14 protein-coding genes are annotated in these 15591 nt (G+C 37.0%); 12 read left to right on the forward strand and 2 right to left on the reverse strand.

Annotated features, from left to right (window positions below):
• Positions 1–221 precede the first annotated feature (221 nt).
• The 6 genes from ACHZK0_RS01340 (at position 222) to uvsE (ending at position 8717) form a co-directional block, all read left to right on the forward strand.
• Complete coding sequence (locus ACHZK0_RS01340) at positions 222–1637, forward strand: amino acid permease (RefSeq protein WP_262742931.1); 1416 nt, start codon at positions 222–224, stop codon at positions 1635–1637.
• Between the two features lie 108 nt (positions 1638–1745).
• Positions 1746–3017, forward strand: a complete 1272-nt coding sequence (locus ACHZK0_RS01345) for an MDR family MFS transporter (RefSeq protein ID WP_395761687.1) — start codon at positions 1746–1748, stop codon at positions 3015–3017.
• 233 nt (positions 3018–3250) lie between these two features.
• The gene (locus ACHZK0_RS01350) at positions 3251–4336 is read left to right on the forward strand and encodes a D-alanine--D-alanine ligase (RefSeq protein ID WP_395761082.1); all 1086 of its coding nucleotides are present in this window, start codon (positions 3251–3253) and stop codon (positions 4334–4336) included.
• 60 nt (positions 4337–4396) lie between these two features.
• Positions 4397–5773: a UDP-N-acetylmuramoyl-tripeptide--D-alanyl-D-alanine ligase gene (gene murF / locus ACHZK0_RS01355; protein ID WP_395761083.1), complete on the forward strand. Its 1377-nt coding sequence runs from the start codon at positions 4397–4399 to the stop codon at positions 5771–5773.
• A 305-nt stretch (positions 5774–6078) separates the two neighbouring features.
• A complete protein-coding gene (locus tag ACHZK0_RS01360; RefSeq protein WP_000206603.1) occupies positions 6079–7662 on the forward strand; it encodes a DEAD/DEAH box helicase in 1584 nt (527 codons plus the stop codon).
• 92 nt (positions 7663–7754) lie between these two features.
• Positions 7755–8717 (forward strand): UV DNA damage repair endonuclease UvsE, encoded by a 963-nt coding sequence (gene uvsE, locus ACHZK0_RS01365; RefSeq protein ID WP_262742934.1) that lies wholly within the window; start codon positions 7755–7757, stop codon positions 8715–8717.
• On the opposite strand, the gene ACHZK0_RS01370 is transcribed toward uvsE, so the two are convergent.
• Positions 8710–9282, reverse strand: a complete 573-nt coding sequence (locus tag ACHZK0_RS01370) for a rhomboid family intramembrane serine protease (RefSeq protein WP_395761084.1) — start codon at positions 9280–9282, stop codon at positions 8710–8712. The genes uvsE and ACHZK0_RS01370 overlap by 8 nt on opposite strands.
• Positions 9283–9374: 92 nt before the next feature.
• On the opposite strand from ACHZK0_RS01370, the gene acpS reads away from it, so the two are divergent.
• The 6 genes from acpS to ACHZK0_RS01400 all read left to right on the forward strand — a co-directional run bounded on the left by acpS (position 9375) and on the right by ACHZK0_RS01400 (position 15319).
• Positions 9375–9734 carry a holo-ACP synthase gene (gene acpS, locus ACHZK0_RS01375; protein ID WP_063259414.1) on the forward strand — a complete coding sequence of 120 codons (360 nt, stop codon included), beginning with the start codon at positions 9375–9377 and terminating at the stop codon, positions 9732–9734.
• Between the two features lie 156 nt (positions 9735–9890).
• Positions 9891–10841: a LolA family protein gene (locus ACHZK0_RS01380; protein ID WP_033656280.1), complete on the forward strand. Its 951-nt coding sequence runs from the start codon at positions 9891–9893 to the stop codon at positions 10839–10841.
• A 118-nt stretch (positions 10842–10959) separates the two neighbouring features.
• Positions 10960–12129: an alanine racemase gene (alr, locus tag ACHZK0_RS01385; protein WP_097820319.1), complete on the forward strand. Its 1170-nt coding sequence runs from the start codon at positions 10960–10962 to the stop codon at positions 12127–12129.
• Positions 12130–12439: 310 nt separating this feature from the next.
• Positions 12440–12727, forward strand: a complete 288-nt coding sequence (locus ACHZK0_RS01390) for an antitoxin EndoAI (protein WP_000004570.1) — start codon at positions 12440–12442, stop codon at positions 12725–12727.
• A 4-nt stretch (positions 12728–12731) separates the two neighbouring features.
• Complete coding sequence (gene ndoA, locus ACHZK0_RS01395) at positions 12732–13082, forward strand: type II toxin-antitoxin system endoribonuclease NdoA (RefSeq protein WP_000635963.1); 351 nt, start codon at positions 12732–12734, stop codon at positions 13080–13082.
• A 68-nt stretch (positions 13083–13150) separates the two neighbouring features.
• Positions 13151–15319: a Tex family protein gene (locus ACHZK0_RS01400; RefSeq protein ID WP_262742937.1), complete on the forward strand. Its 2169-nt coding sequence runs from the start codon at positions 13151–13153 to the stop codon at positions 15317–15319.
• A gap of 57 nt (positions 15320–15376) precedes the next feature.
• On the opposite strand, the gene cmpA is transcribed toward ACHZK0_RS01400, so the two are convergent.
• Positions 15377–15493 (reverse strand): cortex morphogenetic protein CmpA, encoded by a 117-nt coding sequence (gene cmpA / locus ACHZK0_RS01405; protein ID WP_001143639.1) that lies wholly within the window; start codon positions 15491–15493, stop codon positions 15377–15379.
• Positions 15494–15591 lie beyond the last annotated feature (98 nt).

Genomic DNA, 15591 nt, shown 5'->3' on the forward strand with positions numbered 1-15591 from the left:
GCATGCTCACTTAGTGGGCATGCCTCTTTTATGGAATCGACATGTATAATAATACCAAAAAAAGTTATAGAAAGATATATAGAAAGAAGGATAAGGATATTGTATGTTCCGAAAGGTTTCTACTTATTTCGACAAAAGTATTGACTGGGGAAAGTGCTATGAGTAAAATAAAAAAGCGAATTAAAAATTTTCAGAAAATTTAAAACTTGGAGGAGCATGCTATGAAGCAAATTTTTCAAAAGAAGCCTATTGCAAAGTTAATGCAAGAAAGTAAGCAAAAGACGTTAGCAAGAACATTGGGTGCATTGGATTTAACTATGCTTGGAATCGGGGCAATTGTTGGAACAGGTATTTTTGTTCTAACGGGCGTGGTGGCAGCAAAACATTCTGGACCAGCTATTATATTATCGTTTGCGATAGCCGCGTTAGCTTGTGCCTTTGCTGCATTTTGTTATGCTGAATTCGCTTCTTCAGTTCCTGTCTCAGGCAGTGTGTATACGTACACATATGCGACGATGGGAGAGGTATTCGCATTTTTAATTGGATGGGACTTAATGCTTGAGTATTTACTCGCTACATCTGCTGTAGCAAACGGTTGGTCCGCTTATTTTCAATCTTTATTAAAGGGATTTGGGATACATATTCCTACCATTCTCTCCTCGGCCCCTGGTACAGGAAAGGGTGGAATAATTGATTTGCCTGCGGTTCTAATTATTTTAGTGATGACAGTTCTTTTATCTAGAGGTGTTCGTGAAAGTGCACGAATAAATAATATTATGGTGTTTATTAAATTGGCGGTTGTTCTCATATTTATCTTTGCTGGTTTTAATTATGTAAAACCTGAAAATTGGACACCTTTTATGCCGTTTGGCTTAGATGGTGTAATGGCTGGAGCTGCTACAGTCTTTTTCGCATTCATAGGGTTTGATGCAGTTTCAACGGCAGCAGAAGAAGTGAAACGTCCACAACGTGATTTGCCAATTGGCATTATTGCATCTTTATTAATTTGTACGGTTCTTTATATTGTTGTTTCACTTATTTTGACAGGAATTGTTCCATACGGACAGTTAAATATATCAGATCCAGTTGCTTTTGCGCTTCAATTTATTGGACAAGATAGTTTAGCAGGAGTAATTTCAGTAGGAGCAATTACAGGAATTACAACAGTAATGTTAGTTATGATGTATGGGCAAGTACGTGTTTCGTATGCAATGAGTAGAGATGGATTATTACCGAAGCGTCTTGCTAAAGTTCACCCGAAATTTAAAACACCGTTTTTAAATACGTGGACAACGGGAATTATTGCAGCACTTATTTCAGGATTAATAGATTTAAATGTGTTAGCGCATCTTGTAAATATGGGGACTCTATCAGCCTTCGCACTTGTAGCTGTTGCTGTTATTGTAATGAGAAGAACTCATCCTGATTTACCAAGAGCATTTAAGGCGCCGCTTGTACCATTTTTACCAGCATTAACGGTGATTTTTTGTTTATACTTAATGCTTCAATTATCCGGAACGGCTTGGATTAGTTTTGGGGTATGGATGGTTATCGGTATTGCGGTTTACTTCTTATATAGCCGAAAACATAGTGCTTTAAATAATAGTAAAGACGAAGATGATGTAGCAAATTTATAAGTAGAAAAATCCATCCTAATTCAGTTAGGGTGGATTTTTTGTTCTGAAAATTTACATTCTTCTGATATTGTTATAAGATGATTGGTGGCGAACTAAAGGGGTGGAATGATGAAAAATACGTGGCGTGAGTTAAGAGAGATGGACCGTAACGTATGGATACGGTTTATTGGTGAGACGTTAAATGGAATTGCAATGATGATGTTGATGCCTTTTTTTGCATTATATTTAAAAGATAAGGTAGATTCATTATTGCAGGTAGGAGTTATTATGGCGCTTTCTCCAATTGCTGCAAGCTTTGGATCAATTATAGGGGGAAGAATTGCTGATATATATGGAAGAAAGCCAATTATGATATTTTCGATGACGAGTAATGCGGTATTAATGCTCGGTTTTTTATTTATAGAAGGATTTATTCCTTACGCAATTTTATCTGTTTTTTTAGGATTAAGTAATTCGCTATTTCATCCAGCTGCATCAGCGATGGTTGCGGATGTAACAATTCCAGAAAAAAGAACAGAAGCATATGGATTATTGCGAATGGGGCACAATATAGGTGCTGCAATTGGCCCGATAATGGGCGCTTCAGTAGTTATGTTTTCGAAGAATCTTGTGTTTATTATTGCCTCGTCTACGATGTTATTTTATGCATTACTTGTATTCATTCTTATCCAAGAGACAATGCCAAAGAACGCGAATAAAGACGAGAATAAAGAAAAGGAATCAGGGGCGGTTTGGAAAATAGTAATGAGAGATAAGGCACTAATGATTTATTTATTAGCAGGTATCATTATTTCGATGGGATTTTCTCAAACAGAAGGCATGTTGCCACTGCACTTTGATAACGAAATGAAGGGTATCTTTGGTATTAACAATCCATACCCATATTTAATGGCTTTAAATGGACTATTAGTTGTGTTGTTCCAGTTTCCAATTTCAAAATGGGCCACAGATAAACCTGTCGGGAAGACGATGTTATATGGTGCATGTTTGTTCGGGATTGGTTTGTTCTTTATAGGGTGGTTACCGAAGTGGTTTGGAGAATTTAATGCAAATGCTACGATTATTTTAATAACGTTGCTGTTTGTTTATGCCATATATACATTAGGTGAGATGATTATGTCGCCTGTACAGATGACGTTTGTAGCGAATTTGGCTCCTGAGCATTTGAGAGGGACTTATATGGGAGCTGCGAGTTTGCAGTGGATTACAGGAGGTGCACTCGGTCCGCTTTTGGGAGGTTTTTTATTAGATCAATTACTTGGCCACTTGCTGTTTACAATTTTAGCTGTAGGATGTGTAGTTGCAGGTATTGTATATGTTTCTTTAGATCGTCTCGTTGAACAAAGGCAAAAGAGCACACTGACCAAACAATCTTCTTAATGAGTGGATGACATACACAAAAAAGGGATTTCTACATATTCTAGGTACATAACTAGATTGAGTTGTAATTATATATATGTATGAAGAAATTTGAGTGAAAAAAGTATAGAAAACCAATAAGTGGTGTCATTTATTTATTTGTGGAAGTTACATTTTATTTCAAATAGGAACTACCTATTTTTATAAAAAGTGCTAAAATAGAAAAATGAAAACAATTGGTTAGGGTGATTTCAGTGACAAAAATTAAATTAGGTTTATTATATGGTGGAAAATCAGCTGAGCATCAAGTTTCGCTACAAACGGCTCTTGCTGCTATTAAAGCATTAAATCAAGATAAATTCGAGATTCATCCGATTTATATTACAGAACAAGGTCAATGGGTGCGCGGTGAGCGTATTGAAGGTGAAGTAACAGATGTTGAAGTTCTAAAAATGAGCGGTGCAGAAAATGCGATTTCTCCGTTATCATTAAGCACAGAAATTATTCCATCTGCAGCTTCCGAGGAAAATGCTATCGACGTTATTTTCCCATTATTACATGGACCAAATGGTGAAGATGGAACAGTTCAAGGATTATTAGAATTAATGAACATTCCTTATGTAGGAAATGGTGTTCTAGCATCTGCTGCTGGTATGGATAAAGTTGTTATGAAAAACATTTTTGCAGAAGCTGGATTAAAACAAGCAAAATATGCATCATTCATTCGTAGCACATGGGAAAAAGATTGTGAAACAGCATATGAAAAAGTAGAAGAAGTTTTAGGATATCCTTGCTTCGTAAAACCAGCAAACCTTGGTTCAAGTGTTGGTATTAATAAGTGTAAAAATCGTGAAGAACTTGAGAATGCATTTGAAGAGGCGTTCCAATTTGACCGCAAAATTATTGTAGAAGAAAATATTGTTGGACGTGAAGTAGAAGTTGGTGTACTAGGTAATGATGAGCCGAAATGTTCAGTTGTAGGTGAAATCGTACCGAAAAAAGACTTCTATGATTATAAGTCGAAATATATCGATGGTGATACAGCGTTAATTATTCCAGCTGAAATGACAGAAGAAGAGTCTAACGTTATTAAGCGAGATGCGATTATTGCATTCCAATCGTTAGATAGTGCTGGCTTAACAAGAGCTGATTTCTTCTTAACGAAAGATGGAGAAGTATATATTAACGAAGTGAATACGATGCCAGGATTTACGCCGTTTAGTATGTTCCCTCTATTATGGCAACATACTGGATTACCGTATCCGGAATTAATTGAAGAGCTAATCAATTTAGCCATTGCGCGTCACGAGGAAAAACAAAAAATTAAATATACAATCTAACAAAAAAGGAGGAAGCACTATTCGCAGGAATAGTGCTTCCTCTATGTAAGGAGTGTTTTCATGATAAATCGAACGTTAAAACAAGTAGAACAGATGGTAAATGGTACGGGATTAGCAGAGAGATATGAGGGAATTACTATACAAGGAGTGTCTATTGATACGAGAAAAATTGAAAAGGGAAACTTATATGTTCCAATTCAAGGTGAACATTTCGATGGACATGCTTTTGTAGATAAAGCTGTTGAAAATGGAGCTGTGGCGACATTATGGATGAAAGGTGTAGCAAATCCACCTGAGAATCTTCCAGTTATTTTTGTAGAAGACACGCTATCGGCATTACAAGTGTTAGCGAAAAATTATCGCGATCAATTGGATGTTAAGGTTATTGGTGTGACAGGTAGTAACGGTAAAACATCTACAAAAGATATTGTGACAAGTCTTCTTGCGACTAAATTCAAAGTTCAAAAAACAGAAGGCAACTTCAATAACCATATCGGGTTACCTCTTACTATTTTAAACTTAGAAGAAAATACAGAAGTAGCTGTATTAGAAATGGGTATGTCAAGCCGAGGAGAAATTGAATTCTTATCTAAGTTAGCACGTCCAAATGCAGCTATCATTACGAACATTGGTGAGGCACATTTAATGGACTTAGGCTCTCGTGAGGCGATTGCTGAAGCGAAATTAGAAATTGTGACAGGATTACAAGAAGGTGGAGTATTCGTATATAACGGAGATGAGCCATTATTAACAAATCGTGTTCCTGAAATGAATTTAATAGCTGAAACAGTTACGTTTGGTGATGCTAGAGCAAATGATTACTATCCAACGACTGTAACATTACAGGCAACTGGGACGCACTTTAAAATGAATAGAGAAGAAAATATTTCATTCTACCTACCAGTATTAGGAAAACATAATGTATACAATACGCTTGCTTCAATGGCGATTGCGAAACATTTCGGTGTAACGTGGGAAGAGATGAAAGAAGGTTTAGTAACCCTTCAAATGACAGGCATGCGTATGGAGATTGTAAAAACAAATAGTGGTTTAACAATTATCAATGATGCCTATAATGCAAGTCCAACAGCTATGGAAGCAGCGTTCCATTTAATGAATGGTTTAGATGGATTTGCTAAAAAAATTGTTGTGCTCGGCGATATGTTAGAGCTTGGAAATCAAGAAGTACAGTTTCATTATGAAGTAGGTAAATTAATCGATCCAGCAAAAATCTCATATGTGTTCACATATGGTAAATTAGGGGCTCAAATTGCTGAAGGAGCGAAAATTAATTTCCCTACTGAGCGTGTAAAAGCGTATGATAATAAAGAAGAGCTAGTGAAAGAGTTACAAGCAGTAGTTGGTGTGAAAGATGTTGTATTAATAAAAGCATCTCGCGGTATGAAATTGGAAGAAGTAATTACGATGTTGAAATAATTGGTGTATATAAATAGGGATGATAGATGCGAAAATAGAAGAAACTTATAATAAGCGCTTACAGTAAATATAAAAAAATAAAAGTGAAGAAAAAAACTCTGAATATGAAAATAAGGTAACAGTTGGGTTTGCTTTTTACACATACAAAACTTATAATTGATAAAGTGTAATAACGTTTAGAAGTATTTTCGCGAAGAATATACGCCCGTTTATATACGTGAGCATTCAGGAAAAGGGCTTTTCCGCAAATTCGGAAAACGCCTTTTTTTAAATGATAAGTATAGGATAGAAAAGGAGAAGTAACATTGACAACATTTCGAGAATTAGGATTAAGTGAGTCTTTACTGCAATCTGTTGAAAGCATGGGCTTTGAAGAGGCTACGCCGATTCAAGCTGAAACAATTCCACATGCATTGCAAGGTAAAGATATTATTGGGCAAGCACAAACAGGTACAGGGAAAACAGCAGCATTCGGATTACCACTATTAGATAAAGTGGATACAAATAAAGAAGCAGTTCAAGGTATTGTTATCGCGCCAACGCGTGAATTAGCAATTCAAGTTGGAGAAGAGCTATACAAAATTGGTAAACATAAACGCGTTCGTATTTTACCAATCTATGGTGGTCAAGATATTAACCGCCAAATTCGTGCTCTAAAAAAACACCCACACATTATTGTTGGTACGCCGGGTCGTATTTTAGATCATATTAACCGTAAAACACTTCGCTTACAAAACGTAGAGACTGTTGTTCTTGACGAAGCGGATGAAATGTTAAACATGGGCTTCATTGAAGATATTGAAGCGATTTTAACAGATGTGCCAGAAACACATCAAACATTATTATTCTCAGCGACAATGCCAGATCCAATCCGTCGTATTGCTGAGCGTTTCATGACTGAGCCTCAACACATTAAAGTAAAAGCAAAAGAAGTAACAATGCCAAACATTCAGCAGTTCTATTTAGAAGTGCAAGAAAAGAAAAAGTTTGACGTGTTAACACGCTTACTAGATATTCAATCTCCAGAGCTTGCAATCGTATTCGGTCGTACAAAGCGTCGTGTTGATGAATTATCAGAAGCGTTAAACTTACGTGGTTATGCAGCAGAAGGTATTCACGGTGACTTAACACAAGCGAAGCGTATGTCTGTATTACGTAAATTTAAAGAAGGTGCTATTGAAGTTCTTGTTGCAACAGACGTTGCTGCACGTGGTCTTGATATTTCAGGCGTAACACACGTATATAACTTCGATATCCCACAAGATCCAGAATCATACGTTCACCGTATCGGTCGTACTGGCCGTGCAGGTAAAAAAGGTATTGCAATGTTATTTGTAACACCACGTGAATCAGGACAATTAAAAAATATCGAGCGCACAACAAAACGTAAAGTTGATCGTATGGAAGCACCGACACTTGACGAGGCATTAGAAGGTCAACAACGTTTAATCGCTGAAAAACTTCAAAGCACAATTCAAAATGAGAATTTATCATACTACAAGCGTATTGCAGAAGAAATGTTAGAAGAGAACGACTCTGTAACAGTAGTAGCTGCTGCTTTAAAAATGATGACAAAAGAGCCAGATACAACTCCAATCGCTTTAACATCAGAACCACCAGTTGTTTCAAGAGGTGGCGGTTCTAAAAAACGCGGCGGTAACGGAGGCGGATACCGTGATGGTAACCGTAATCGTAGTCGTGATGGACGCGGCGGTGGCGATGGTCGTAACCGTGATCGCAATCGTGATGGACGCGGTGGTGGCGATGGCCGTAACCGTGATCGCAATCGTGATGGCGGTAGCCGTGGTCGTAAAGGTGAAGGTCAAGGTCGTCCTGGATCTTCAAATGGACGTGGCGAAAGAAAACATCATAGCCGTCCACAAGCTTAATACAAAAGAGAATGCCCTTTGCTGGCATTCTCTTTTTTTATTTCTGTAATTGTACATACTACATAATAACTTGTGTAGAAAAGAGGTGCTACATGCTTGTAAGACTTGGGTATGTTGCGATGAGTGTACATGTAAAGAACGCATCTCCATCTCAAACGATGACATATGCGCAGTTTCAACGAATTGATGATCGAGAGGCTGCAATTCGTAAACTCGAAAGAATTGCTAATTCAAATTTAGAAAATTGTTTACGGTTATTAAAGCATAATAAAGGACATGATATATCTTTCTTTCGGCTTAGTTCCAAGCTCGTTCCTTTAGCGAACCATGAGGAGTTGTTAGAGTGGAACTATATTCGCCCCTTAAAAGAAAATTTAAAAGAGCTAGGTGATTACGCTATTCGAATGAATATGCGTATTGATTTCCATCCAGATCATTTTGTTGTGCTGAATTCACCTGAGAAAAATATTTTTAAGCAATCTGTAAAAACATTGCAGATGCATAAAAAATTATTAAAAGGTATGGGAATTGAACATAAGCAACGATGCGTATTACATGTAGGCGGAGGTTATAACGATAAGGAGCTTGCATTAGAACGCTTTATAGAAAATTGGTCAATTGTTCCAAGAGGTATCCAAGAGATGGTCATATTAGAAAATGATGATACGACCTTTTCTTTAGAAGAAACATTGTATTTAGGTGAAAAGTTAGATATTCCAGTCGTGTTTGATTTGCATCACCATATGATGAATCATGATCGAGAAGATTGGCATGAAGATTGGGCGCGTGTTGTACATACGTGGGAGTCGTCTTTGTTACCAGTGAAAATGCACATTTCTAGTCCTAGAGAAGGAAGAGACCCGAGAGCACATGCGGACTTTATTGACGTAGATACTTTTTTATCTTTTTTAAAAAAGATAAAGGGAAGTGTTCCGCAAATTGATTGTATGATTGAGGCGAAGAAGAAGGATGAGTCTTTATTTCAATTAATGAGAGATTTAAGTAAACAAACAGAGGTAGAAATTGTCGATGGTGCGAGCTTTTATATTAAATAAGCTCTGCACCATCGAATTTTTTTGCTAATAAAGGAGTGCAAATACCACCAATGATCAATCCTGTTAAATGGCTTATAGGGTTAGCGGAGGGATTGAAGAAAGTGAATAGTAGTAATATACATATCATGATTGGAAAAATAGCAATGTCTCTTGGATTGGAAGAACGATATCGACTATACAATAGAAATAATTGCGCTCCTAGCAATCCAAAAATACCACCAGATGCTCCGGCATGAATATATTCAAGAGGCATAATAAGATAAGAAGAAATATTTCCAAGAATGCCAGAAAGGAAAAAAATTATGATGAAAGAAAAGTGCCCTAGTTGTTTTTCAATAGAAGAGCCGAGGACAAATAAACAAATACTATTAGAAAGGAAATGTTGTAAGTCTACATGTACAAGTAGGGAAGTTATGAGACGCCACCATTCTCCTTTAGCGATATATTCATTGTAGGATGCCATGGGAAAGAGAAAAAAGTCGCCTAACATAATCATGACTAATTGTATGAGAAGTAAAGCGATGACGATTGGTTGTAAGGGAATGCGGACGGATGGTATTAGCATGTTGTTAGTATCACTCCTTTTGCATCAGAAAGATTCTCTGTTATTCTTACAATATGAAAAAAGAAAGCTAAATAGAAGAAGGGGATTTTGAAATGATTGTAGGGATTGGAATCGATATTATTGAATTGAATCGAATTGAAAAAATGCTAGATGGAAAGCTTAAATTTATGGAGCGTATTTTAACTGAAAGTGAACGTAATGTTGCTAAGGAACTGAAGGGAAGTCGTCTTACAGAGTTTGTAGCTGGAAGATTTGCAGCGAAAGAGGCGTATTCAAAAGCGGTAGGGACTGGTATCGGGAAAGAAGTAAGTTTTTTAGATATTGAAGTAAGAAATGATGATAGAGGTAAGCCGATTCTCGTTACAAGTACAGAGCATATTGTTCATTTATCAATTAGTCATAGTAGGGAATTTGCTGTTGCTCAAGTTGTTTTAGAAAGCTCGTCACGCTAGTCTGCATATTTTATATCTTTGTCTCATATATTTGATGTAGCGATAAGGAAGGCACATCTTCCATTCATTTATAGGGGCAAAGGGGCTGAAGTGATGAAAAGGCGTCTGTTTTTAGTTCTTGTCGGTTTATTAACCGTTTTTGTGTTGGCGGGTTGTATGGAAAAGAAACAAGATGATGTTGTGAGAGATTTAGAGGCGAAAGTAAAAGGGATGAAAAGTTATCAAGCTGAAGCAAAACTATCTATTAAAACAGGGAATGAGCCTCAGGAGTATAAAGTAGAAATATGGCATAAGGAACCTTCTTTTTATCGTGTGAATTTGCAGAATGCGAAAAAAGATCAAAGCCAAATTATTTTAAGGAATGAAGAAGGGGTATTTGTATTAACGCCAGCGCTTAATAAGAGTTTCCGTTTCCAAAGTGATTGGCCACAAAATAGTAGCCAGGCTTATTTATATGAATCCCTTGTGAGAGATATTTTGCAGGATAAGAAAAACCTTACTTTTGAAAAAACAGATAAGTATTATATTTTTAAAACAAAAACAAACTATCAACATCAAAACATGTTACCGAAACAAGAGATTACATTGAAGAAAAGTGATTTAACACCAGTTTCGGTGAAGTTAATGGATAATGATCAAAATGTTCTTGTGAAAGTAGATTTCTCAAAAGTGAAATTTGATGCAAAATTTGATAAAGGTGCATTTGATACGAAACAAAATATGTCTAGAGCACAAGTAGATGTTCCAACAACAGCAAAAGAAGACAAACCATTTGCGATTTTGTATCCGCGTGATACGCCGCAAGGTATGGTTTTGAAAGATGAAAAAGAGTTGAAGACAGACAGTGGCAAGCGTGCGATACTCACATACACTGGAAGTAAGAAATCCTTTACTTTGATACAAGAAAAGGCAAAAGTTGCAGAGGCTTCGTCAGCGATAAGTGTGAGCGGAGAATTGGTTGATCTTGGCTTTACAATTGGGGCATTGACGAAAGATTCTTTAACGTGGTCGCATAACGGAGTAGAATATATGCTCGTGTCTAAAGGTTTAGAGCCGAAGGAGCTATTAATGGTTGCTCGTTCAGTTACAGAGAAGCAAGTGAAGTAAACTTCTTAGACGTGGTGATATATGTGCACCACGTCTTTTCTTAGTTTGAAGGGTGGATTTCATAAAAGAAGCATATAAAAGAATAAGCTTCGCATATCGTGTATAAGGAAGTGTATTTATGGAAGAAGCACCATTTTACCGTGACACTTGGGTGGAAGTGGATTTAGATGCGATCTATAACAATATTACACACATTAAAAATTTCATTCCAAGTGATGTAGAGATTTTTGCTGTAGTTAAAGCGAATGCATATGGACACGATTATGTACCAGTAGCTAAAACGGCATTAGAAGCAGGAGCGACAAGGTTAGCGGTTGCCTTTTTAGATGAAGCTTTAGTGCTTCGAAGGGCCGGTATTACTGTGCCGATTTTAGTGTTAGGTCCTTCCCCGCCTCGTGATGTCAATGTAGCTGCTGAAAATGATGTAGCGTTAACTGTTTTTCAAAAAGAATGGGTGGATGAAGCAATTAAACTTTGGGATGGTTCATCTACAATGAAATACCATATTAATTTCGATAGTGGCATGGGGAGAATTGGAATACGCGAGCGCAAAGAATTAAAAGGGTTTTTAAAGAGTTTAGAAGGTGCACCATTTTTAGAATTAGAAGGAGTTTATACACATTTTGCAACAGCGGATGAGGTGGAGACTTCTTACTTTGATAAGCAATATAACACATTTTTGCAGCAGTTAAGTTGGTTGAAAGAGTTCGGAGTGGATCCTAAGTTTGTCCATACAGCTAATAGTGCTGCAACGCTACGTTTTCAAGGTATTACATTTAATGCAGTACGAATTGGCATTGCGATGTATGGGTTATCCCCATCTGTAGAAATACGCCCTTTTTTACCGTTTAAATTAGAGCCAGCGCTATCATTGCATACGAAAGTTGCTCATATTAAACAGGTGATTAAAGGGGATGGAATCAGTTATAACGTCACTTATCGAACGAAAACGGAAGAATGGATTGCAACCGTTGCAATTGGATATGCAGATGGATGGCTTAGAAGATTGCAAGGATTTGAAGTGCTTATAAATGGTAAAAGGGTACCGATTGTAGGTCGAGTAACAATGGATCAATTCATGATACATCTTCCTTGTGAAGTACCGCTTGGTACGAAAGTTACACTCATCGGAAGACAAGGTGATGAGTATATTAGTGCTACTGAGGTTGCTGAATACTCCGGGACCATTAATTATGAGGTTATTGCCACGATAAGTTTCCGTGTGCCGAGAATATTTATACGGCATGGCAAGGTTGTAGAGGTAATTAATTATTTGAATAATATATAGAAGGTAGTATGTTTTGCTTCTTGTCATTTGAGAGGACTGTTCATTGGTTAAGGATAAGCTCGTTTTTGATGAGAAGCTTTGTACTTATAGTTACTTTTAACATAATTTAACGTGAATTTTGCGGAGAAACTCTTTCGCTTCTTGTTTGTAATGAGATAAAAAATAAAAGAATATGAATGTTTTGTTTGTGAATTGGAAAACATAAGCAAGGAATAAGGAAGTCTTTGCAACAGGCTCCATACAATGGTATTATTACAATAGGTGTCATATATATATTTGGGTGTGTAGTTGACGGTGGAGGTGTATTTTTGTGTCCGAATCAAGTGTAACTACTGAAATCGTGGTTCGGTTGCCAAAGCAAATGGTAACGGAATTGGACGGAATTGGAAAACAAGAGAATAAGAATCGCCATGAACTAATTTGCCAGGCAACACAACTGTTATTGCGTCAACATAAGACGAAGAAACGCTACCAACATGAATCAATGCGACGTGGGTACATTGAAATGGGAAAAATTAATCTTGGTATTGCATCTGAAGCTTTCTTAGCAGAGTATGAAGCAGCTCATACAGTAGAACGCTTAGTTAGCGGGGGGTAATATTTTGATTGTAAAACGCGGCGACGTGTATTTTGCAGACCTTTCCCCAGTTGTTGGTTCTGAGCAAGGAGGCGTTCGTCCGGTTCTTGTCATTCAAAATGACATCGGAAATCGTTTTAGTCCAACGGTGATTGTAGCGGCTATTACTGCACAGATTCAAAAAGCTAAATTACCCACTCATGTGGAAATTGATGCGAAAAAGTACGGTTTTGAGAGAGATTCTGTTATTTTACTTGAGCAGATTCGAACAATCGATAAGCAGCGCTTAACGGACAAAATCACTCACTTAGATGAAGTGATGATGATTCGTGTAGATGAAGCGCTACAAATTAGTTTAGGACTAATAGATTTTTAAATCGGCAGTTTAAGTTGCTCTCTTTACAGGGCAACTTTTTTTTATTATAGAGGAGGTTACGGTTGTATATGGAAATGGTAGATAATCGACAAGCGTTAATGAAAATGTTAGTGAAGGAATTAGGCTTTACCGAAAAGCAAGTTCGTCATGTTATTCAATTAACAGAAGAAGGTAACACAGTTCCATTTATTGCTCGTTACCGAAAAGAATGGACAGGCTCTTTAGATGAAGTGCAAATTCGTGCAATTTTAGAGAGATGGCAATATATAATGCAGCTTGAAGATAGGAAAGAAGAGGTCCTTCGTCTTATTGATGAGAAGGGGAAACTGACAGAAGAGTTACGTCAGCAAATTGTTAAAGCTGTAAAGTTGCAAGAAGTAGAAGATTTATATCGTCCATATAAAGAGAAAAGAAGAACGAAAGCAACGATTGCGAAAGAAAAAGGACTAGAGCCGTTAGCTGAATGGTTGTTGTTATATAAGAAAGAAGATCCAAATCAGAAGGCAGTGGAGTTTATTAACGCAGAGAAAGAAGTACAGTCTGCAGAAGAGGCATTGCAAGGTGCCCAAGACATTATTGCAGAAATGGTTTCAGATGAAGCGGCGTATCGTAGTTGGATTCGAAATGTTACTTTTAGAAAAGGTGTTATGTCTTCGTCTGTAAAAGATGAAGAGAAAGATGAAAAGAATATATATGAAATGTATTACAGTTATGAAGAGCCGTTGCAGAAGGTAGTACCGCATCGTGTATTAGCGATGAATCGCGGTGAGAAAGAAGATATATTGAGAGTTTCTGTTGTTCCACCAGTAGATGAGATAGTAACTTTCTTATATAAGAAAGTAATTCGTGATAACGATTCTAAAAGTGCACATTATGTAAAGTTGGCGATTGAGGATGGTTATAAACGATTAATTCAATCCTCTATTGAAAGAGAGCTTCGAAAAGAATTAACAGAAACAGCTGAGGAACAAGCGATACATATTTTCTCTGAGAACTTACGTAATTTGTTATTACAACCTCCAATGAAAGGGAAGGTTGTGTTGGCTGTAGACCCTGCATATAGAACGGGTTGTAAATTAGCTATTGTAGACGATACGGGAAAAGTTCTATATATTGATGTTATTTATCCGCATCCACCAGTGCGTAAATATGAAGATGCAAAAACGAAAGTTCTTTCTATTATAGATAAATATCAAGTTGAAATGATTGCGATTGGGAATGGTACAGCTTCTAGAGAATCAGAAGAATTTATAGTTGATGTATTACAAAATGTGAAACAAGAAGTCTTCTATATTATTGTGAACGAGGCTGGTGCGAGTGTGTATTCGGCTTCTGATTTAGCACGTGAGGAATTCCCAGATTTACAGGTTGAAGAAAGAAGTGCTGTTTCTATCGGCAGACGTCTGCAAGATCCGCTTGCTGAACTTGTAAAGATTGACCCTAAATCAGTTGGGGTTGGACAATATCAACATGATGTATCACAAAAGAGGTTGAATGAATCATTAACATTTGTAGTAGAGACGGCAGTTAACCAAGTCGGTGTGAATGTAAATACAGCTTCAGTTGCTTTATTACAATATGTTTCGGGTTTATCGAAAACTGTTGCGAAAAATATTGTGGCAAAGCGTGAAGAAGAAGGGAAATTTACAAAACGAACAGACTTAAAGAAAATACCGCGTCTAGGTGCGAAGACATATGAACAATGTATAGGTTTCTTACGTATATTAGAGGGAGCAAATCCGTTAGATCGAACGGGTATTCATCCAGAACAATATAAAAATGTTGAATTGTTATTGAAGAGTCTAGGATTATCAAAAGATGATGTAGGGCAGCCGCAGTTGCAAAAGAGCTTAGAAGAAGTGGAGGTTTCTAAGTTATCGGAAGAAACGGGAGTTGGAGAACCGACGTTAGTTGATATTATAGATGCACTCATTAGTCCAGAGCGAGACATGAGGGATGAGTTGCCTAAACCGCTTCTGAAAAAAGGGATTTTGAAATTAGAAGATTTAAAACGTGGTATGGAACTGGAAGGAACAGTTCGTAACGTTGTTGATTTTGGTGCTTTTGTTGATGTAGGTGTAAAACAAGATGGTTTAGTACATATTTCTAAACTGAGCAAACAGTATGTGAAGCATCCGTTAGATATTGTATCTGTCGGACAAATCGTCAAAGTATGGGTAGATGATATTGATACGAAAAAAGGTCGCGTTGCACTATCTATGTTGCCGATTGAATAGTAAGAGAAGAGAGCAGATGAAACTGCTCTTTTTTTATGGGATAAAATGTGTAATGGATTATGAGCTTTGATGTATTTTGCTATAATAAAACCAGCATTCATTTAGTAATTTAATTTGATGCCGGTTTTTTTCAAAATATGCGCGTTGCATTTGTTTTTTTAGCCACGTAGGCATAGGAATCCCTCCTTGTTTAATCCTACTCTCAAAAATGTAAGGTACTATTGATGAGAGGTTGGTGAGTGGATTTCTATTTATGCTATGTTTTTAGAAAC

The organism is Bacillus sp. 3G2 (assembly GCF_044324725.1).
Taxonomy (GTDB): domain Bacteria; phylum Bacillota; class Bacilli; order Bacillales; family Bacillaceae_G; genus Bacillus_A; species Bacillus_A mobilis.